The organism is Bradyrhizobium sp. WSM4874 (assembly GCF_055811835.1).
On the sequence record NZ_JBVVPR010000029.1, the window covers coordinates 78,606 to 97,789 of the forward strand.

17 protein-coding genes are annotated in these 19,184 nt (G+C 64.8%); 7 read left to right on the forward strand and 10 right to left on the reverse strand.

Going from position 1 to position 19,184, the window contains the following annotated elements; genetic code table 11:
* Window positions 1-67: 67 nt before the first annotated feature.
* Window positions 68-907 (reverse strand): cytochrome c oxidase subunit II, encoded by an 840-nt coding sequence (gene coxB / locus AC0L3P_RS26280; RefSeq protein ID WP_275174519.1) that lies wholly within the window; start codon window positions 905-907, stop codon window positions 68-70.
* 448 nt (window positions 908-1,355) lie between these two features.
* Between coxB and AC0L3P_RS26285 the strand changes: the two genes are divergently transcribed.
* Window positions 1,356-1,901: an invasion associated locus B family protein gene (locus AC0L3P_RS26285; protein WP_473306320.1), complete on the forward strand. Its 546-nt coding sequence runs from the start codon at window positions 1,356-1,358 to the stop codon at window positions 1,899-1,901.
* A 12-nt stretch (window positions 1,902-1,913) separates the two neighbouring features.
* Here the strand turns inward: AC0L3P_RS26285 and AC0L3P_RS26290 are convergent, their stop codons facing one another.
* Together AC0L3P_RS26290 and AC0L3P_RS26295 are read right to left on the reverse strand one after the other, a co-directional pair.
* Entirely contained in the window at window positions 1,914-2,246 is a 333-nt protein-coding gene (locus tag AC0L3P_RS26290) for a DUF5615 family PIN-like protein (RefSeq protein WP_275174521.1), read from the reverse strand.
* On the reverse strand, window positions 2,243-2,467 hold the full coding sequence (locus tag AC0L3P_RS26295) for a DUF433 domain-containing protein (protein WP_007599426.1): 225 nt from the start codon (window positions 2,465-2,467) through the stop codon (window positions 2,243-2,245). Before AC0L3P_RS26295 ends, AC0L3P_RS26290 begins: the two co-directional genes overlap by 4 nt.
* Window positions 2,468-2,616: 149 nt before the next feature.
* Between AC0L3P_RS26295 and tldD the strand changes: the two genes are divergently transcribed.
* Genes tldD through AC0L3P_RS26310 form a run of 3 tightly spaced genes read left to right on the forward strand, consistent with a single transcriptional unit; the run spans window position 2,617 to window position 5,174 of the window.
* Entirely contained in the window at window positions 2,617-4,044 is a 1,428-nt protein-coding gene (gene tldD / locus AC0L3P_RS26300) for a metalloprotease TldD (protein ID WP_354207599.1), read from the forward strand.
* Window positions 4,041-4,817 carry a signal peptidase I gene (lepB, locus tag AC0L3P_RS26305; RefSeq protein WP_354063590.1) on the forward strand — a complete coding sequence of 259 codons (777 nt, stop codon included), beginning with the start codon at window positions 4,041-4,043 and terminating at the stop codon, window positions 4,815-4,817. The genes tldD and lepB overlap by 4 nt, the downstream gene beginning before the upstream one ends.
* Window positions 4,818-4,826: 9 nt before the next feature.
* Window positions 4,827-5,174 carry an MmcQ/YjbR family DNA-binding protein gene (locus AC0L3P_RS26310; RefSeq protein WP_473306325.1) on the forward strand — a complete coding sequence of 116 codons (348 nt, stop codon included), beginning with the start codon at window positions 4,827-4,829 and terminating at the stop codon, window positions 5,172-5,174.
* Window positions 5,175-5,275: 101 nt separating this feature from the next.
* Here the strand turns inward: AC0L3P_RS26310 and AC0L3P_RS26315 are convergent, their stop codons facing one another.
* From AC0L3P_RS26315 to AC0L3P_RS26325, 3 genes are all read right to left on the reverse strand, one after another.
* Window positions 5,276-5,848: a PAN domain-containing protein gene (locus AC0L3P_RS26315; RefSeq protein ID WP_473306328.1), complete on the reverse strand. Its 573-nt coding sequence runs from the start codon at window positions 5,846-5,848 to the stop codon at window positions 5,276-5,278.
* Window positions 5,849-5,960: 112 nt separating this feature from the next.
* Window positions 5,961-7,331, reverse strand: a complete 1,371-nt coding sequence (locus AC0L3P_RS26320; RefSeq protein WP_354207594.1) for a glutamate--cysteine ligase — start codon at window positions 7,329-7,331, stop codon at window positions 5,961-5,963.
* Window positions 7,332-7,430: 99 nt separating this feature from the next.
* Window positions 7,431-7,928, reverse strand: coding sequence for a MarR family winged helix-turn-helix transcriptional regulator (locus AC0L3P_RS26325; RefSeq protein WP_027515263.1), 498 nt, complete (start codon window positions 7,926-7,928; stop codon window positions 7,431-7,433).
* A gap of 126 nt (window positions 7,929-8,054) precedes the next feature.
* On the opposite strand from AC0L3P_RS26325, the gene gstA reads away from it, so the two are divergent.
* Window positions 8,055-8,669, forward strand: coding sequence for a glutathione transferase GstA (gene gstA, locus AC0L3P_RS26330; RefSeq protein WP_063994563.1), 615 nt, complete (start codon window positions 8,055-8,057; stop codon window positions 8,667-8,669).
* Between the two features lie 71 nt (window positions 8,670-8,740).
* On the opposite strand, the gene AC0L3P_RS26335 is transcribed toward gstA, so the two are convergent.
* The 4 genes from AC0L3P_RS26335 to AC0L3P_RS26350 all read right to left on the reverse strand — a co-directional run bounded on the left by AC0L3P_RS26335 (window position 8,741) and on the right by AC0L3P_RS26350 (window position 14,466).
* Window positions 8,741-10,954, reverse strand: coding sequence for an FAD-dependent oxidoreductase (locus AC0L3P_RS26335; RefSeq protein WP_473306333.1), 2,214 nt, complete (start codon window positions 10,952-10,954; stop codon window positions 8,741-8,743).
* An 18-nt stretch (window positions 10,955-10,972) separates the two neighbouring features.
* A complete protein-coding gene (locus AC0L3P_RS26340) occupies window positions 10,973-12,181 on the reverse strand; it encodes an acetyl-CoA C-acetyltransferase (RefSeq protein WP_473306335.1) in 1,209 nt (402 codons plus the stop codon).
* Window positions 12,182-12,250: 69 nt separating this feature from the next.
* Window positions 12,251-14,041 (reverse strand): acyl-CoA dehydrogenase C-terminal domain-containing protein, encoded by a 1,791-nt coding sequence (locus tag AC0L3P_RS26345; protein WP_473306337.1) that lies wholly within the window; start codon window positions 14,039-14,041, stop codon window positions 12,251-12,253.
* Between the two features lie 38 nt (window positions 14,042-14,079).
* On the reverse strand, window positions 14,080-14,466 hold the full coding sequence (locus AC0L3P_RS26350) for a nuclear transport factor 2 family protein (protein ID WP_473306339.1): 387 nt from the start codon (window positions 14,464-14,466) through the stop codon (window positions 14,080-14,082).
* Between the two features lie 216 nt (window positions 14,467-14,682).
* Here AC0L3P_RS26350 and AC0L3P_RS26355 point away from each other — a divergent pair, with 216 nt between their 5' ends.
* Window positions 14,683-15,273, forward strand: coding sequence for a PadR family transcriptional regulator (locus tag AC0L3P_RS26355; RefSeq protein WP_354207586.1), 591 nt, complete (start codon window positions 14,683-14,685; stop codon window positions 15,271-15,273).
* Between the two features lie 341 nt (window positions 15,274-15,614).
* Complete coding sequence (locus AC0L3P_RS26360) at window positions 15,615-19,064, forward strand: tetratricopeptide repeat protein (RefSeq protein WP_473306343.1); 3,450 nt, start codon at window positions 15,615-15,617, stop codon at window positions 19,062-19,064.
* Window positions 19,065-19,184: the final 120 nt, after the last annotated feature.

Sequence of the window (19,184 nt, forward strand, 5' to 3'; positions counted from 1 at the left end):
CCCGATCGGACCTCTGGAGGTCCCGCCTTATGTCGCTTTCAGTTTCCTCGAACCCTTCGCCCGGCGCTCACTGCGTCGGGCCGGCCGTGGAGGCGTAGGTGCTGGTGCCGCCGCTCGCGTATTTCTTCTTCGCCGTCTCGACCCAGGAGGCGAACTCCTGATCGTTCACCACGCGGATGGCGATCGGCATGAAGGCGTGGTCCTTGCCGCACAATTCCGAGCACTGGCCGTAGAACATGCCGGTCGTGGTGGCCTTGAACCAGGTCTCGTTCAGGCGGCCCGGAATGGCGTCGATCTTGACGCCAAAGGCCGGCAGCGCAAAGGCATGAATCACGTCGGCGCCGGTCACCTGAACCCGGACCACCTTGTTGACGGGCACCACCATCTCGTTGTCGACGCCGAGCAGGCGGGGCTGCTTGTCCTGGGCCATCAGCGAGTCGAACTCGAACTTGCCGTTATCCGGGTAGGCGTAGGACCAGTACCACTGCTTGCCGGTGGCCTTGATGGTCAGATCCGCCTTCGGCACGTCGAGCTCGAGGAACAGGAGGCGGAACGACGGCACCGAGATTCCGACCAGAATCAGCACCGGAACCAGCGTCCACGCCACCTCGATCAGCGTGTTGTGCGTGGTCCGCGACGGCACCGGGTTGGCCCTCGCGTTGAACTTGACGACCACGATCACGAGCAGCGCCAGAACGAACAGCGTGATCAGCGTGATCAGCACGAACAGGAAATTGTGGAACCAGACGATGTTGTCCATCACCGGGGAAGCGGACTGCTGAAGCGTCCACTCCCACGCAGCCGGTTGCCCGAGCTCGGCAAATGCCGCACCGCCCGTCGCCAGCGTCAGACCCGCCACGGCCAATCCCAGCAAGTGCCGGCCCACCGGGCCCATCGACATCTTCATGCCGTTCGCGCTCCCCTAACGAAATCACCCCAAGTGCATTCCCCTATTTTCGGGAAACGCTTTATTCGATCCCCCCGTCTGACAAACCGCCGCGCAAGAATACCTCTAAGAGGAATTGGGGCCAGATCGCTAGAACGCCGAAATCAAGCCTCTCAAACCATAATTCTTGATCTATCGCAATGCAGTCTTGAGCCTCGCCTGTCAGCCATCACCCGCAAGATATTTCCTAGTAACATCAAACAAAAATACCGTTTCCCGGGATGCTGCGCCTTGACAGCGGAATTGCCCGCGGTAGGCACTGGCGGACAGCCGCACCGGAACCTGATTCGTGCGGGCGACGGCGACCGTGGCGGCGTGGAATTTGCTTGCGAATCGCCTTCAAGACGCCGTCATTCCCGTATCAGTCCGCCGGGTGCGAGCGACCCAGGCGAGCAGAGGGACCGACCCGATGGGGTTTTCGAGATCCATGGCAAGGCGGGCTGGAAGCCAGGCTGGCGGCCTCACGATGCTGGCTGCCCTGCTGGCGGCCCTCGTCGTCCTAGCGCTTCCGGGCCTCGCCCATGCGCAGGGCGCGGTGCGCTCCGTCCATGGCGACTGGCAGATCCGCTGCGACACCCCGCCGGGCGCCCAGTCCGAGCAATGTGCCCTGATCCAGAGCGTGGTGGCCGAAGACCGCTCCAACGCCGGCCTGACCGTGATCGTTCTCAAGACTGCCGACCAGAAGAGCCGCCTGATGCGGGTCGTCGCCCCCCTCGGCGTTCTCCTGCCCTCTGGGCTCGGCCTCAAGCTCGACAACCAGGATGTCGGCCGTGCCGGCTTTGTCCGCTGCCTGCCCAATGGCTGCGTCGCCGAGGTCGTCATGGATGACAAGCTGCTCGGCCAGCTCCGCACCGCCAAGACCGCGACCTTCATCATCTTCGAGACCCCGGAAGAAGGCATCGGCTTCCCGCTCAGCCTGAACGGGCTCGGCGAGGGATATGACAAGCTGCCGTAGGCTATTCCCGGTTTAATAAATCTCAAGGCACGCAGTGCTGTCATCGCTCTCGAAAGATTCAATCGTCCGCGCGTGCTGGCGAAGCAGAGCCGCAATCGTCGCGGTCGTTTGATTGCCAGCCCGAAGCCAAATCACTTTGGGTGGAGAGCCCAACAGGGCCGCCAGCTCGGCAAAATCGACGTCCTGGGTCACAATCGCGAAGCCATTTGCCTTCGCAAATTCCCAAAGCGCACGGTCCGCAGCTTCGGATAGTCCGTGAGACCTGACGTGACTGGATTCTGGAAAAAGGTCGGCGATCATCGGGCAAAGCATGAAACTGAGGTTCTGATCGAACAGCAGCCTCATATCGGTGCGGTTACCAATCGCCTCTCGCGGTCGGCGGCATAGGCCAGGCAAGCGCGGATATCGTCCTCGGTCAGTTCGGGGAAGTCGTCGAGGATTTGGGCGTGGGTCTGGCCAGCGGCCAGCCAGCCGAGCACATCTGCCACAGCGATCCGCATGTGGCGGATGCAGGGCCGCCCGCCACGCTTGCCAGGTTCAATCGAGATGATGTCTCGGTAATTCATGGAGCTAGCATAGCATCGATCGGCTTCCGCGTCAGGGCTCCTTGCTCCCAGCCCTTCCCTATCGTTTCCGTAATGTGACGGCCAAGCCCCTCGCGGAACCGCCGGGAAACCATTATCTTGCCTCACATCCCCCGATAATGGACGGACGCATGACCAACCCTGCCACAACCTCCCTGCTCGACCGCGCCAATCTCGATCGCGACCGGGTTCGCAACGAACTCGCGCGCGGGCTTGCCGGTGCCGACGACGGCGAATTGTTCCTGGAATACAGCCAGACCGAAGCGCTGATGTTCGACAATGGGCGGCTGAAGCAGGCGACCTACGACACCTCACAGGGCTTTGGCCTGCGCGCCGTCAAGGACGACGCGGTCGGCTACGCGCATTCCTCCGACGTGTCGCTGCCGGCGCTGATTCGCGCCGCGGACGCGGTCGCGGCCGTGCGCGGCGGTTATTCCGGCAGCTTCGCGGCGCCTCCGCCGCATACCAATGTACGGCTCTACGCCGACGACAATCCGCTCGATGCCCCCGGCTTCGAGACCAAGGTCAAACTGCTCGCCGAGATCGACGCCTATCTGCGCGACAAGGATCCGCGGGTGCGGCAGGTCAGCGTCAGTCTGGGCGCGACCTGGCAGGTGGTCGAGATCCTGCGGCCCGACGGCGAAAGCTATCGCGACATCCGCCCGCTCGTGCGCGTCAACGTCTCCGTCGTCGCCGGTCAGGGCGACCGCCAGGAGAGCGGCAGCAAGGGCTATGGCGGCCGCGCCGGCTACGCCGAATTCATCGAAAGCAAGAATTGGCGCGACGCCGCCGACGGCGCGCTGCGCGAGGCCCTCGTCAATCTGGAATCGATTCCCGCCCCCGCCGGCGAGATGGACGTGGTGCTCGGGGCCGGCTGGCCTGGCGTAATGCTGCATGAGGCGGTCGGCCATGGGCTCGAAGGTGACTTCAACCGCAAGAAGACGTCGGCATTTGCCGGTCTGATGGGCCAGCAGGTCGCGGCAAAGGGCGTGACCGTAGTCGACGACGGCACCATTGCCTCGCGCCGCGGTTCGCTGTCGATCGACGACGAGGGCACGCCGACCAACCGCACCGTGCTGATCGAGGACGGCGTCCTGGTCGGCTACATGCAGGACCGTCAGAATGCGCGCCTGATGAACATGAAGCCGACCGGCAACGGCCGCCGCCAGGGCTATGCCCATGTGCCGATGCCGCGCATGACCAACACCTACATGCTTGCGGGCGACCGAGATCCGGCCGAGATCCTCGCCTCGGTGAAGAACGGCGTCTTCGCCGCGAATTTCGGCGGCGGCCAGGTCGACATCACCTCGGGCAAATACGTGTTTCAGTGCACCGAGGCCTACAAGATCGAGAACGGCAAAATCGGTGCGCCCCTGAAGGGCGCCATGCTGATCGGCAACGGGCCGACCGACCTGCATCGCATCCGCATGATCGGCAACGACCTCGCGCTCGATACCGGCATCGGCACCTGCGGCAAGAACGGGCAGGGCGTGCCGGTCGGCGTCGGCCAGCCGTCGCTGTTGATGGAACGCATTACGGTGGGTGGAACAGGCGGATGAGCGTCGAGAAGATAACTGTCACCACCAAGCGGAAGAGCAGCGGCTGGGCTGGTCAGCTGATGCAGCTCGCCGGCATCGTCGCGGCGGTGTTCATCGCCAAGGGCGCGCTGGCCGAGCCGTTCTACGTGCCGTCGGGCTCGATGGAGCCGACGCTGTTGATCGGCGACGCATTGATCGCCTCGAAATTCCCCTACGGCTACGGCACCTCGTCGCTGCCGATCCAGATCAACCTGCCCGAGAGCGGCCGCGTGTTCGCGGAGACGCCGAAGCAGGGCGACGTCGTGGTCTTCCGCTGGCCCGGCGACCGCTCGCAGGCCTGGGTCAAGCGCGTCGTGGGTCTGCCCGGCGACCGCATCCAGCTGCGCCAGGGCCAGCTCTTCGTCAACGACCGCCCCGCCGAGCTGAAGCCGGACGGCGTTGGCGCCGCCGAGGACGACAATGGCGGCAGCGAACCCGCCTATCGCTATGTCGAGACGCTGCCGAACGGCGTCTCGCATCTGATCTTCAAGATGCGCGACAACGGTCCGCTCGACAACACGCAGGAAGTAACGGTGCCTGCAGGCCATCTCTTCGTGCTCGGCGATAACCGCGACAACTCCGCCGACAGCCGCGTCCCCTTGCGCTCCGGCGGCGTCGGCATGTTGCCGATCGACAACCTGGTCGGCCGCGCGGATGCCGTGCTCGGATCCTGGGATCTCGGCATCCGGGGCCAGCCAGTGTGGACCTGGCTGTCCGGATTTCGCATGGCGCGGTTTTTCACCGCCGTGCATTGAACCGATCTCATGACCTTCGACGACGTCAGAAAATTCGCACTGACGTGGCCGGAGGTCGAGGACGGCACCTCCTACGGCACGCCTGCACTGAAGGTGCGGAAGAAGATGCTGGCGCGTCTGAGGGAAGATGGCGACAGCCTGGTGATGCCGGACGTCCCGATCGACGAGCGCGCGATGCTGGTCGAGAGCCAGCCGAAAACCTTCTACTTCACCGATCACTACGCCGATTATCCGATAGTGCTGATCCGCCTGTCCAAGGCAAAGCGCGCGATCGTGGAGCCGCTGCTGCGGCGGCGTTGGCGCACGCTGGCTTCGAAGGCGGCGCGCGCTCGACACGACGCGCGCGAGGGCGAGTGAGTCGGGCGGATTAGCGAAGTTAATCGAGCTCTCTCGCTTCTGAGGCGGGCAAACTCTGGTTGGTTACGCCTTCAACAAATGCACCCGACCAAGCTAGACCGCTATCTCACGACGCCCGACGTGAACCCTGCCTTCCGCCGCGGCGGCTTGATTTCCTTTTTCAGGAAGCAGCGCGCTTCGCGTCCGGTGTAGCCGGGGCGCGCATAGGTGAAGGCGCGGCATTTGTTGTCGGCGGTGCAGGCGGCCTTGCAGGCTTCTTCGCCTTCGCCGTCCTTCATCTCGAAATTGCGCAAATCGCCGCCGGGGCGGTCGATCGAGGTCTCCACGCCTTCCACACGCGGCTCGATCACGCCAGCGCCGCGCACACCGGAGATGCAGCAGCTTCCCGGCACGCGCGCAGGCACCGTGTTCTTCAGCCAGCACACCGCCGAGCCGCCTTCGACGTCCGGATAGCTGAAGCTCCACGAGCGGCAACGGCGGTCGCGCTCGCACAGCAGCGCGCAATCCTCGGGATCGCCCGACGTGACCGGGGTGCTGAAATAGTCTCCGCCAGGCCGGTCGAACGCCGTCTGGGCGCGCGCAGGCCAGCTCGCAAACGCGAGCGAAAGCAGCGCGGCGCAGGCCACGATGCTTGCCAGGACGCGTGCCATGACGGCCAGGCCGCCCTTCCCCATCGGAACAGCTTTCGAGTTATTGACGACGCTCGGGTTTTTCAGCCGGCCATTTGATCGCCGCAAACCTGTACGGGCGATGAACGGCTCGGATCCCGATCGTTAGGCCTTGGGTCTAGAACGCGTATTCCGCGTAGGCTGGTTCCACCGAGCCGTTCCAGGGACCGTTGAACTTGTCGAGCATCTCCTCGGCCGGCGTGCGGCCGGAATCGATGATGCGATCGAGCGGCTCAAGATGCCTGGTCTCGTCGCGGCCGAGCTGGTCGATCCGGCCGCGCCGGCGCAAGCCGGCATGTGCCAGAACGAGGCACTCCTTTGCGATCTCGAACAGATAGCGGTCCTTGATCCGCGACTTGAAGCCGAAGCGCGGCACGTCGTCGCGCAGGGCCTGACGCTCATGCGCGCTCCAGTGCTTCACAAGGTCCCAGGCGGCATCCAGCGACACATCGTCGTAGAGCAGCCCGGCCCAGAACGCCGATAGCGCCGGCAATCGACCCCACGGTCCACCATCGGAGCCGCGCATCTCGAGATAGCGCTTGAGCCGCACCTCCGGGAAAATCGTCGAAAGATGGTTGGCCCAGTCCGACAGCGTCGGACGTTCGCCGGGCAAATTGTTGTTGCGGGCATCGAAGAAGGCGCGGAACGAGGAGCCGGAGACGTCGATGTAATCCTCGTCGCGTTTGACGAAATACATGGGCACGTCGAGCGCATAGTCGACATAGCGCTCGAAGCCCATGCCGTCCTCGAATGCCCACGGCATCATGCCGGCGCGCGCGTTGTCGGTGTCGCGCCAGATCTCGGACCGGAAGGAGAGGAAGCCGTTCGGCTTGCCCTCGGTAAACGGCGAATTGGCGAACAAGGCGGTTGCGACCGGCTGGAGCGCGAGCGAGACACGCAGCTTCTTGACCATGTCGGCTTCGGAGGAGAAGTCGAGATTGGTCTGTACCGTGCAGGTCCGGTACATCATGTCGAGGCCGTACTGGCCGACCTTCGGCATGTAATTGGTCATGATCTTGTAGCGGCCCTTGGGCATCACCGGGATGTCGGCGCGCGACCAGGACGGGGTCATGCCGAGCCCGAGGAAGCCGATGCCGAGCGGCGTTGCGATCTCGCGCACCTGCGCCAGATGCGCCATCAGCTCGCTCTGGGTCTGGTGCACGTTCTCGACGGGGGCGCCCGAAAGCTCGAACTGCCCGCCGGGCTCGAGCGAGATCGCGCCGCCGCCGGTGACGTCGTAGAGGCCGATGATGTTGCCCTTCTCCATGATCGGCTCCCAGCCGAGCAGGAGCTTCATGCCTTCGAGCAGCGCGCCGATACCGCGCGGGCCTTCGTAGGGCACCGGGCGGTGGCCTTCGAGCGTGAACGGCGTCTTCTCATGCTCGGTGCCCATGCGGAATTCGGACGGGTCCTTGCAGCCTTCCTCGAACCACTTGACGAGCTCGTCGCGCGATTGCAACGGCGTCATATCGATCTGGTCTCGCGCCATATCAAACTCTAATCAAAAGGCGCTTCGACCGAACGCGCGCGGGTGACGGGATGGTCCGCGAACCCATCGGGTGCACGGACGAGCTGGTGTGCCGCGCGCTCATCGCGACGGCGTGGTTTCGTTGGCGTGGACGATGGGCGGCAGTTTCATCTCGCCGCACGAGCAGCCCAGACGGTCGAGCAGACCGCTGAGCTTCACGGCATCTGCATCGGACAGCTTTGAGCCGACATATTTCTCGATCGCGGCCGAATAGGCGCCCCACATCCGCTTCTGCAATTCGCGGCCAGCTTCCGTGATCTCCACGAACTGGCCGCGCTTGTCGATCTTGCATTCACGCCGCGAGGCAAGGCCTTCGTCGACCAGGCGGTCGATCAGCCGCGATGTCGAATATTGCGGGATCAGCATCTGCCGTTCGAGTTCGACCGGCCGGAGTTCGCCCGAAGGCGCCCGTGACAGTTCGAGCAGCGCGTCATACCATGCAAGCGGCGGGAAGCCGGCCTTCTTCAGGTCCTGCTCGACACAATTGAGCACGCGGCTCTGCACCCGCATCAAGCGGATCCAGGCGGAAGTCGCCTCGGTCGATGGTTTGCGTTTCATGGTCCCGCTCAAGCTCGTCGCCCGTCTCTTACCCTATTCGATGCACCTGCATCAATCTTGACTATTTCAAGCAGATGCATGTAGTCGTTCTTTCGCCTGAACCAAGCAACAAGAGGAGGAAATTCCATGAAATTGTACTATTCGCCCGGTGCCTGCTCGCTATCCCCCCATATCGCGCTCCTGGAAGCCGGCCTGCCCTATGAACTCGTCAAGGTGGATATCCGGGCCAAGAAGCTCGAAAACGGTGAGGATTATCTGAAGCTGAACCCCAAGGGCCAGGTCCCTGCGCTGGGCCTCGATAGCGGAGAGATCGTGACCGAAGGCCCGGTGATTGTCCAGATGATCGCCGATCAGGCCTCAGCCAAGGCGCTGGCGCCGGCCCATGGCAGCTCCGAGCGCTACAAGCTGCTCGAATGGCTGAACTTCCTCACCTCGGAGGTCCACAAGAGCTTCGGCCCGATGTTCGCGCCGGCGCTGAACGACGAGGCCAAGGCCTTCTTCAAGGACCGAGTCATGGGCAAGCTGAAATACATCGACAGCCAGCTCGCCGGCCGCGACTACCTCATGGGCAAGCAGTTCACGGTGGCTGACGGCTATCTCTTCACGATGCTGACCTGGGGCGACCGGATGAAGTTCGACCTCTCGGCGATGCCGAATCTTGCCGCCTACAAAACCCGCGTCGCGGCGCGGCCGCAGGTGCAGGAAGCGATGAAGAAGGAAGGACTGATCCAGGCGGCCTGAGGCGCACATGCGAAAGGCCGGATCGAGAATCCGGCCTTTCGTATTTTTCATCCTGGCTACGGTTCAGAGAATCACGCCGCCGCCTTCTTCGGAGCGAAGCGGCCGTAGAAGGTTTCTCCCTTTGCGGCCATCTCCTCGAGGAGTTTCGGCGGGGTGAAGCGCGAGCCGTATTTCGCTTCCAGTCTGTGGCAAAGTTCGACGAACTTCTTGGGGCCCATGAAGTCGATGTAGGACAGCGTGCCACCGGTGAACGGCGCGAAGCCGAAGCCGAGGATCGAGCCGACGTCCGCCTCGCGCGGATCGGTGATGACGTGATCCTCCACCGTGCGCGCGGCTTCCACCGCCTGCACCACCAGGAAGCGCTGCTTCAACTCCTCGACGTCGAGCGTATCAGGATCGAGCTGCTTGGGCTGCAGCGCGGAGAGGCCCGGCCACAGGCTCTTCTGACCCTTGCCCATCTCGGGGTAGTCGTAAAAACCTTTGCTGTTCTTGCGGCCCAGGCGGCCCTGCTTCTCGACCATTTCCACCATCAGCTTCTTCTGATCGGGATTGATGGCGTTGGGGCCGAGGTCGGCTTCCGTCGCCTTCATGATCTTGAGTCCCAGGTCGAGCGCGACCTCGTCCGACAGCGAGAGCGGGCCGACCGGCATGCCGGCCATCTTGGCGCAATTCTCGATCATCGCGGGCGGCACGCCTTCGAGGAACATCTCGTTGCCTTCGGCGACGTAGCGGCCGACGCAGCGATTGGCGAAGAAGCCGCGGCTGTCGTTGACGACGATCGGCGTCTTGCCGATCTGCCTGACGTAGTCGAGGGCGGTCGCGATCGCGAGATCGCCGGTGTTCTTGCCCTGGATGATCTCGACCAGCATCATCTTCTCGACCGGCGAGAAGAAGTGGATGCCGACGAACCTGCCCTGGTCCTTGAAGGATTCCGCCAGCGAGGTGATCGGAAGCGTCGAGGTGTTGGACGCGAAGATCACGTCCGGCTTCATATGCTCCTGCGCCTTGGCAAAGGTATCAGCCTTGACCTTGCGGTCCTCGAACACGGCCTCGATGACGAGATCGACGTCCTTCAGCGCGGAATAGTCCGCGGTCGGCGTGATGCGCGCGAGCAGGGCTTCTGCGTCGCCGGGCTTGGCGCGGCCCTTCTTGATCTGCTCCTCGATCACCTTTTGCGCATGCGCCTTGCCCTTGTCGGCGCTCTCCTGGTCGCGATCGATCAGGACGACGTCGAGGCCGGCACGGGCCGAGACATAGCCGACGCTCGCGCCCATGAAGCCGGCGCCGATTACGGCGATCTTCTTGACCTTGGTCGGCGGCACATCCTTTGGACGGCGCGCGCCCTTGTTGAGCTCCTGCATCGACAGGAACAGGCTGCGGATCATCGCGGCCGCTTCCTTCGAGCGCAGTACCGAGGTGAAGTAGCGCGACTCGACGCGCAGCGCGGCGTCGATCGGCAGCTGCAGGCCCTCATAGACACAGCTCATGATCGCGCGTGCGGCCGGATAATTGTCGTAGGTCTCGCGGCGATAGATCGCGTTGCCGGCCGGGAACATCATCATGCCGGCCTTGGAGAACACCGGGCCGCCCGGCAGCTTGAAGCCCTTCTCGTCCCAGGGCGCGACAGCCTTGCCGCCGCCCTTGATCCAGTCCTTTGCCGCCTTGATGAGATCGGCGGCGGGAACGATGGCGTGGATCAGATTCAGCGCCTTGGCTTTCTCGACCGTGACCGGATCGCCCTTGAGCAGAATCGTCATCGCGTCCTGCGGCGGCACCAGGCGCGGCACACGCTGCGTGCCGCCGGCGCCGGGGAACAAGCCGACCTTGACCTCGGGCAGGCCGAGGCGGGTCTTGGGATTCTCCGCCGCCACGCGATAGTGGCAGCACAGCGTGATCTCGAAACCGCCGCCGAGCGCGAGGCCGTTGATCGCCGCCGCCCACGGCTTGCCGGAGGTCTCGATTGAGCGCAGCACCTGCGAGAAGCGCCGGCTCTGCTCGAACAGCATCTGGTTCGCCGCGGTCTCGCCCTGTTCCTTGAACACTTTTGCGTAGGCCTGGTTCATGCCCTCGAGCATGGACAGGTCCGCGCCGGCGCAGAACGCCTCCTTGGCAGAGGTGATAACGACACCCTTCACCGCAGCGTCGGCCGTGGTCGCCTTGACGATCGCATCGAGCTCGCTGGTCGAGGTCTCGTCGAGCACGTTCATCGAACGGCCCGGAATGTCCCAGGTCACGAGCGCGATGCCGTCGGAATCGGTCTCAACCTTGAAGTTCTTGTAAGCCATGCTGGTTGCTCCCTACCCTTAGACGCGTTCGATAATGGTCGCGGTGCCCATGCCGCCGCCGATGCACAGCGTCACCAGTGCGGTCGCCTTGTTGGTGCGCTCGAGCTCGTCGAGCACGGTCCCGAGGATCATCGCACCGGTCGCGCCAAGCGGATGGCCGAGCGCGATCGCACCGCCATTGACGTTGATCTTGGCATTGTCGATGTCGAAGGCCTGGATGTAGCGCAGCACGACGGAGGCGAAGGCCTCGTTGAGCTCGAACAGGTCGATGTCCGACTTCTTCATGCCTGAGCGCGCAAACAGCTTTTCGGTGACGTCGACCGGGCCGGTCAGCATCATCGCGGGCTCGGAGCCGACATTGGCGAAGGCGCGGATCTTTGCGCGCGGCTTCAGCCCGTACTTGCCGCCGGCTTCCTTGCTGCCGAGCAGGACGGCGCCGGCACCATCGACGATGCCCGACGAATTGCCGGCGTGGTGCACGTGATTGACGCGCTCGATTTCCGGATGCGACTGCACCGCGACGCCGTCGAAGCCGCCCATCTGCGCCATCATCGTGAACGCCGGCTGCAGCTGCGCCAGCGACTGCATCGTCGTCGACGGACGCATATGCTCGTCCTTGGCGAGGATGGTGAGGCCGTTGATGTCCTTCACCGGGACGACCGACTTGTCAAAGCGGCCTTCTTCCCAGGACTTCGCCGCTCGCTGCTGGCTCTGCACCGCATAGGCGTCGACGTCGTCGCGCGAGAAGCCGTATTTGGTCGCGATCAGATCGGCCGAAATACCCTGCGGCATGAAATAGGCCGGCACTGCCATCGACGGGTCCATCGGCCAGGCGCCGCCGGAGGCACCGATGCCGACGCGGCTCATCGATTCGGCACCGCCGCCGATCACGAGCTCGTGCTGGCCGCTCATCACCTGGGCTGCGGCAAAATTCACGGCATCGAGGCCGGAGGCGCAGAAGCGGCTGATCTGCACGCCCGGAACCGCTTCGCCGAGGCCCGCCTTCAGCGCGGCAAAGCGCGCGATGTCGGAGCCGGCTTCGCCGACGGGATCGACCACGCCGAGAATGACGTCATCGACGGAATCTTCCGGCAGGTTATTGCGGTCCTTGAGCGCCTTGAGCGGCACGGTCGCAAGCGCGAGCGCGGTGACTTCATGCAGCGCGCCGTCCGCCTTGCCGCGGCCGCGCGGGGTGCGGACGTGGTCGTAAATATAGGCATCTGCCATGGGAGCCTCCTGATTGCGGTTATTGGTCGCGACCGCCGCGCGGTCGCTATTATTGGTGGGGCGGAATCCTCAGAACGCTTCCGCCGGCAGTTCCATGATGGTGGCGCAGCCGGCCTGGATGCGCGCAAGATTGGCGGCGGTCTCCGGCAGCATCCGCTCCATGAAGAAGCGGCCGGTGACGAGCTTGGTCGAGAGATAGGGGGTTGCCCCGCTCTCGGCAATCTTCACCTGCGTCACTTTCGCCATCTTCGCCCACATGTAGCCGAGCGCGACGAAACCGAACAGATTCAGGTAATCGGTCGCGGCGGCACCGGCATTGTCGGGCTTCGCCATCGCGTTCTGCATCAGCCACGTCGTGGCCTGCTGGAGATGGCCGAGCGAAGCCGAGAGCGGGGTAATGTAGGGCTTCATCGCCTCGTCGCCGCCGTTGTCCTTGGCGAAGGCCATGACCTCGCCGAAGAATGCCATGATGGCACGTCCGCCGTCGCGCGGCAGCTTGCGGCCGACGAGGTCGAGCGCCTGGATGCCGTTGGCGCCTTCGTAGATCATGGCGATGCGGGCATCGCGCACGAACTGCTCCATGCCCTGCTCGGCGATGTAGCCGTGGCCGCCATACATCTGCTGCGCCTGCACCGCGTTGGCGAAGCCGTAATCGGTGAGAAAGCCTTTCAGCACGGGCGTCATCAGGCCCATGTGATCATCGGCGGCCTGGCGGTCCTTGGGATCCTCGGAGCGATGGGCGACATCGCTCTTCAGCGCGGTCCACATCACGAAGGCGCGCGCGGCCTCGTTGAAGGCGCGGATCGACAGCAGCGTGCGGCGCACGTCGGGATGGACGATGATCGGATCGGCCGGCTTGTCGGGTGCCTTGGCACCGGTGAGCGAGCGGCCCTGGATGCGATCCCGGGCATAGGCGACCGCGTTCTGATACGCCACTTCCGACTGCGCGAGACCCTGCACGGCGACGCCGAGGCGGGCCTCGTTCATCATCACGAACATGCCCTGCATGCCCTTGTTCTCTTCGCCGATCAGCCAGCCCACGGCGTTGTCGTAGTTCATCACGCAGGTGGAATTGCCGTGGATGCCCATCTTGTGCTCGATCGAGCCGCAGACCACGCCGTTGCGCTGCCCCACCGAACCATCGGCGTTGACGAGGAATTTCGGCACCACGAACAGCGACACGCCCTTGATGCCGGCGGGCGCGCCCTCGATGCGGGCAAGCACGAGGTGGATGATGTTGGGCGCGAGGTCATGCTCGCCGGCCGAGATGAAGATCTTGGTGCCCGTGATCTTGAAGCTGCCGTCGGCTTGCCGCACCGCCTTGGTGCGGAGCATGCCGAGGTCGGTGCCGCAATGCGGCTCGGTCAGGTTCATGGTGCCGGTCCACTCGCCCGCCACCATCTTCGGCACATAGGTCTGCTTCTGCTCGGGAGTGCCGTGGACGATCAGCGCCGCGGTCGCGCCCATGGTGAGGCCGCCATACATCGAGAACGCCATGTTGGCGGAGATCTGGAATTCGTTGACGGCCTGCGAGAGCGTCACCGGTAGGCCTTGGCCGCCATACTCGGTCGGTGCGGACAGGCCGAGCCAGCCGCCTTCGGCGACCTGCTTGAACGCGTCCTTGAAGCCCTTCGGCGTGGTGACGCTGCCGTCATCGGCGCGCTTGCAACCTTCGAGATCGCCCACGCGATTGAGCGGCTGGAGCACTTCTTCGGCAAGCTTGGCAGCTTCGCCGAGAATGGCTTCGCGCACGTCGCTCGACGCATCGGAGAAGCCGGCCAGATTGTCATAGCGATCGATCTGGAAGACGTCGTTGAGCAGGAAGTTCACGTCTTCGACGGGGGCTTTGTAGATCGGCATGGTGGTCTCCCGGCAGGCCTTGAAGTGATGATGCTGGCTTAGGATTGAGCGGCGGCGAGCTGCTCCGCCATCAGGCGATGCAGCATGTTGACGGCCTTGAGCGGCCGCACCATCACCTTGAAATGCGTGATGCGTCCGTCGCCGTCGAAACTGATGATGTCGACGCCGTTGATCTCGATGCCGTCGATGATGGTCTTGAATTCGAGCACGGCGCCGCTCTCACTCTTCCATTCGCCTACGTAGGTGAAGCCGGGACCGCCGAGCACCTTCTCGGCGCTGGCCAGATATTTGAAGGTGATGTCGCGTCCACGCTGCGGCGAGTGCACGACGGGGCTTTCGAAGATGGCGTCGGGATGGAGCAGGTCCCAGAGCGCTGCCCGGTCATGCGACTTCATGTAGCCGTACCAGGAATCGAGGCCGGTCATTCTCGGGTGCCTCCCTAAAGGCCAGGGCAACTAAAGGCTTCTACAAAAAGCGCGAAAACAACCCCATGCACAGTAGCGATAAGGTTGATTCTACTGGTGTTTTTGGGGCGGTGTTTGCCCTCGTTCTTGGGTCACCTCATATGCACATTGACGCATATGCGCCGATGCGCATAAAGTCAAGCCAATTGGTTAAGGTCGAGAACAGGAGGACCGGTCATGGCCTTGGGCGACGCAATCCTCGCATGCCTGACGGAACGTCCGATGACGGGCTACGAGCTCGCCAAGACATTCGATTCCTCGATCGGCTTCTTTTGGAAGGCCGACCACCAGCAGATCTACCGGGAGCTATCCAAGCTGCGCGACCGCGGCTACATCCAGGGCCGCGAGGTCGTGCAGTCAGGCAAACCCAATAAGCTGATCTATACGCTCACTCCGGAGGGCCGAACAGCGCTGCGGCACTGGGCCGCGCGGCCAAGCACGCCCCCCTCCATCAAGGACGACCTTTTGGTGCGGCTGCATGCGCTCGACAGCATCGGCCTCGAGCCGATGCGCACCGACCTGATGGCCCGGCTCGAGCACCACCGCGATCGGCACGAGAACTACGAGCGCATCCTGAAGAAGCGCTTCCCGGAAGGGGCGGCGTCCGGCGTGCTCGACCTCGGTAACCTCCTGCTGCTTCAGCTCGGCGCTCGGCACGAGCAGATGGTGGCCGATTTCTGCGAAGAGGCGCTCGAGGCCCTGTCGGCGATGAGCGCAAGCGGCACCGTGGTGCCGCTGGAGGAAGGCAAGCGCGAGGGCAAGGGCTAGACCGGCTTCGGCGGTGCTCGTCGCCTCTCCCGCTTGCGGGAGAGGTCGCGCCGAAGGCGCGGGTGAGGGCTCTCTCATCTCGGGGGTTCTCGATTGTGGAAGCACCCTCTCCCCAACCCTCCCCCGCAAGCGGGGGAGGGAGCGCACCTGCTCTCGTCCTGGAAGGCCGCCCAACTTTAAGACACCCTCAATGGGTTCCTTAACCCGTTATTTACCGTAACAGACAAAAGTCGGTTTTCGAGGCAGACGACCCGCGCCAAATCCGATTGTCTTTGCAACCGGCACGCGAGGGAAGACTGGAGGCGCCGGGTGGGGCGCCGGAGTCGGAACCGGACAGAGTCATGAATTCGCGCGTATCGTGGAGTGTTGACGGCATCGATCCATCCGTCCGGGAGCGGGCCGAAGCTGCTGCGCGTCGCGCCGGCATGTCACTCAACGATTGGCTCAACTCCACGCTCGGCGAGACCGCCCCGCCAAACTTTCGCGGACTTTACGACCAGCGTCCGCAACCCCAGCACGTTCCGAACCAAATCCCGAGTCACTTGCCGAGCCAGGAAAGCCGCGAAGTCGCCGACATCCACCAGCGGCTCGACGCCATCACCCAGCAGATCGAACGAATTTCAAAGCCCGCGCCACGGCAAGATTCTTCGCGGCAAGATGCTCCGCGGCAAGACGTCTCGCGCGAGCAGGGCGTTGCGCGCCAGCTCAACGACGCGATCTCGCGGCTCGATGCAAGGCTGTCGCAAATCTCAAAGCCGCAGCAGGCTCCGGCACCGCGACAGGCACCCGTTGAAACGCGCCAGCGCCAGGCCGATGCGGTCGAGCGCGCGGCAGCACAGGTCTATCGCAGCTCACCACCCCTGAGCCCGGCTTCGTTCGACGTCGCGGTCGCCGAGATCACGGCACGGCAGAGCGAGCTCGACGGCTTTACGCCCAGGCAGATGCCGCCGCGCGCCGCGCCGCCGATCGCGCCTGCCGCAGCTCCTTACGCGCCCCCGATGGCGCCGCCCGCGCCTGCCTACGCTCCGCCGCCACCGCAGCCGGGGCCGGATTTCTCTGCGCTCGAGCGCCATCTGCTCAAGATCACGAGTCAGATTGAATCGCTCCAGCGCCCCGACAATACCGAGCAGGCGATCAACAGTTTCCGCAGCGAGCTTGCGGAGATCCGCAACGCCATCACCGAGGCGATGCCGCGCCGCGCGATCGAATCGATCGAGAACGAGATCCGCTCGCTGCATCGGCGCATCGACGAGACCCGCTCCAACGGCACCGACGGTCAGGTCCTGTCCGGCATCGAGCACGCGCTGTCCGAGATCAAGCAGGTGCTCCGCACGCTGACGCCGGCCGAGCAGCTCACCGGCTATGACGAGGCGATCCGCAATCTCGGCGCCAAGCTCGATCTGATCCTGCGCGCCAATGACGATCCCTCGACGGTCCGCCAGCTCGAAGGCGCGATCTCGGCGCTGCGCGGCATCGTCTCCAACGTCGCCTCCAACGAAGCGCTGGCACGGCTCTCCGACGACGTGCAGCTGCTGTCGTCCAAGGTCGACCAGGTCACCCGTTCGTCCGGCCAAGGCGACAGTTTTGCGGTGCTGGAGCAGCGCATCGCGGCGCTCACCGCCGCTCTGGAAACGCGCGAGCGCCCTCAGCCATCCGAGAGCAGCGAGCAACTCGAAAGCGCGATCCGCGCCCTGTCCGACCGTTTCGATCGCATGCAGGTCGGCAACGATTCGGCGTCGACCTTTGCTCATCTTGAACAGCGCGTCTCGTATCTGCTGGAGCGGCTCGAGGCCGCCTCCGATCCGCGCAACGGCAATTTCAGCCGCGTCGAGGACGGGTTGCACGACATTCTGCGGCACCTGGAGCGGCAGCAGGCGACCTATTCCGCGCTGGCCGAGAGCCGCAACTCCACGCCGCCCGCCGATTCCGGCATGGTCGATCTCGTCAAGCGCGAGCTCTCCGACATCCGCTTCAGCCAGGCCGAGACCAACCGGACCACCCAGGATTCGCTGGAGGCCGTCCACAACGCACTTGGCCACGTCGTCGATCGTCTCTCGATGATCGAGGGCGATCTTCGCAATGTGCGCACCGCGCCGCCCGCCCCCGCGCCGCAGCCGATGCCGATGCCGATGGCCGCTCCCATGGCGCCCGCGCCGATGGCGCGCGAGCCGCGGCCACAGCAACAGCAGCATCCGACATACGATCCGAAGCCCGAGCTGCCCAATCCGGCCGCCGCGCAGGCGGCGCAAGCCGCCTTCGCCGCCGCGCCGCGCGAATTCCATGCCGCCGCGCCAGCAGCGCCGCCGCCGATGCCGATGCCGATGCCGATGGCACCGCCGGTTCCGCCACGCGCGATCAGCGAAATCCTGGAGCCGCATACGGCCCCCACGCGCGCCGCGCTTGCGCCCGAACTGCCGCCGGATCATCCGCTCGAGCCGGGCACAAGGCCGGGTGCACGCATCGCCACGCCGTCCGAGCGCATTGCTGCGTCCGAAAGTGCAATCAGCGAAATCCCGGCCGCGCCCAAGGAGCCGGTGTCGTCGTCGAGCTTCATCGCTGCCGCGCGCCGCGCCGCCCAGGCCGCCGCCGCGCAGCCGCCCGAGAAGCCGGCCCGTGGTGCCAAGGCTGCAATCGCTCGCGCCAAGGACAAGGGCCAGGAAGGTGGCTCGACCATCACCTCGAAGATCCGCTCGCTGCTGGTTGGCGCGAGCGTGGTCGTGATCGTGCTCGGCACCTTCAAGATGGCGATGAACCTGCTTGATGGCGGCAGTGCGCCGCCGGCGCCGCAGGCGATGGAGAATACGTCGAGCGAGCCCGCGCCGCGAGCCCCGCCGCCGGTTGAGAACAAGCCCGCCGCGCCAGAGCAGGTCACGCCCTCGATGACCTCGCCGACGCCGATCGGAAAGCAGTCGCAGAACAATGCCGCGCCGGGGTCCGTGACAAGCCCGAGCGGCACCGCTTCGGTCGAAATCCCGCAAACCGCGGCGCCAACCCCGCCTGCGGCCTCCAGCGACGTCACCGGCGCGCTGTCGGGCACTAGCCGCGCGAAACTCGCGACGATCCAGGTGCCGCCGAGCGAAAAGCTGCCTGACGGCATCGGTGGCCCCGGCTTGCGCTCCGCCGCGATGAAGGGCGATGCGACCGCGGCCTACGAGATCGGTGTGCGCTTTGCCGAGGGCAAGGGCGTGGCCGCGAATTACGACGAAGCCGCCAAATGGTACGACCGCGCGGCGCAGGCCGGTGTGGTGCCCGCGACCTTCCGCCTCGGGACACTCTACGAGAAGGGTCTCGGCGTGAAGAAGGACGCCGATATCGCCCGCCGCTACTACACGCAAGCAGCCGAGCGCGGCAACGCCAAGGCGATGCACAATCTCGCGGTGCTCGACGCCGACGGCGGCGGACGCGGCGCCAACTACAAGAGCGCGGCACTGTGGTTCCGGAAGGCCGCCGATCGCGGCGTCGCCGACAGCCAGTTCAACCTCGGAATCCTCTATGCCCGCGGCATCGGCGTGGAGCAGAACCTCGCCGAGTCCTACAAATGGTTCACTCTCGCAGCCGCCCAGGGCGATGCGGACGCTGCAACCAAGCGCGACGACGTCGCCAAGCGGCTCGACCCGCAATCGCTCGCGGCCGCCAAGCTCGCGATTCAGACCTTCAGCGCCGAGCCGCAGCCCGACGACGCCGTCAATGTTGCGGCCCCGAACGGCGGCTGGGACAGCGCGCCGCAGGCCAACGCGAAGCCCGCGCCGAAGCCGGTTGCCGCCAAGCGCGCGGCGTCGGCGGTGCGCTGAGCGGTTCAGTACGCCGCAGCTTCTCCGTATCCAACCGGCGTCTCTGGAATACTGGGTCGGGGGGGGGGGGGGGGGGGGGGGGCCCCCAGAGGGGGGGGGTTTATTAAAAAAAAAGCCCCC

What these genes read in the sequence shown, in the direction of transcription:
- coxB (WP_275174519.1), bottom strand. Translation starts at nt 907, where the DNA reads ATGAAGATGTCGATGGGCCCGGTGGGCCGGCACTTGCTGGGATTGGCC.
- AC0L3P_RS26285 (WP_473306320.1), top strand. Translation starts at nt 1,356, where the DNA reads ATGGGGTTTTCGAGATCCATGGCAAGGCGGGCTGGAAGCCAGGCTGGC.
- AC0L3P_RS26290 (WP_275174521.1), bottom strand. Translation starts at nt 2,246, where the DNA reads ATGAGGCTGCTGTTCGATCAGAACCTCAGTTTCATGCTTTGCCCGATG.
- AC0L3P_RS26295 (WP_007599426.1), bottom strand. Translation starts at nt 2,467, where the DNA reads ATGAATTACCGAGACATCATCTCGATTGAACCTGGCAAGCGTGGCGGG.
- tldD (WP_354207599.1), top strand. Translation starts at nt 2,617, where the DNA reads ATGACCAACCCTGCCACAACCTCCCTGCTCGACCGCGCCAATCTCGAT.
- lepB (WP_354063590.1), top strand. Translation starts at nt 4,041, where the DNA reads ATGAGCGTCGAGAAGATAACTGTCACCACCAAGCGGAAGAGCAGCGGC.
- AC0L3P_RS26310 (WP_473306325.1), top strand. Translation starts at nt 4,827, where the DNA reads ATGACCTTCGACGACGTCAGAAAATTCGCACTGACGTGGCCGGAGGTC.
- AC0L3P_RS26315 (WP_473306328.1), bottom strand. Translation starts at nt 5,848, where the DNA reads ATGGGGAAGGGCGGCCTGGCCGTCATGGCACGCGTCCTGGCAAGCATC.
- AC0L3P_RS26320 (WP_354207594.1), bottom strand. Translation starts at nt 7,331, where the DNA reads ATGGCGCGAGACCAGATCGATATGACGCCGTTGCAATCGCGCGACGAG.
- AC0L3P_RS26325 (WP_027515263.1), bottom strand. Translation starts at nt 7,928, where the DNA reads ATGAAACGCAAACCATCGACCGAGGCGACTTCCGCCTGGATCCGCTTG.
- gstA (WP_063994563.1), top strand. Translation starts at nt 8,055, where the DNA reads ATGAAATTGTACTATTCGCCCGGTGCCTGCTCGCTATCCCCCCATATC.
- AC0L3P_RS26335 (WP_473306333.1), bottom strand. Translation starts at nt 10,954, where the DNA reads ATGGCTTACAAGAACTTCAAGGTTGAGACCGATTCCGACGGCATCGCG.
- AC0L3P_RS26340 (WP_473306335.1), bottom strand. Translation starts at nt 12,181, where the DNA reads ATGGCAGATGCCTATATTTACGACCACGTCCGCACCCCGCGCGGCCGC.
- AC0L3P_RS26345 (WP_473306337.1), bottom strand. Translation starts at nt 14,041, where the DNA reads ATGCCGATCTACAAAGCCCCCGTCGAAGACGTGAACTTCCTGCTCAAC.
- AC0L3P_RS26350 (WP_473306339.1), bottom strand. Translation starts at nt 14,466, where the DNA reads ATGACCGGCCTCGATTCCTGGTACGGCTACATGAAGTCGCATGACCGG.
- AC0L3P_RS26355 (WP_354207586.1), top strand. Translation starts at nt 14,683, where the DNA reads ATGGCCTTGGGCGACGCAATCCTCGCATGCCTGACGGAACGTCCGATG.
- AC0L3P_RS26360 (WP_473306343.1), top strand. Translation starts at nt 15,615, where the DNA reads ATGAATTCGCGCGTATCGTGGAGTGTTGACGGCATCGATCCATCCGTC.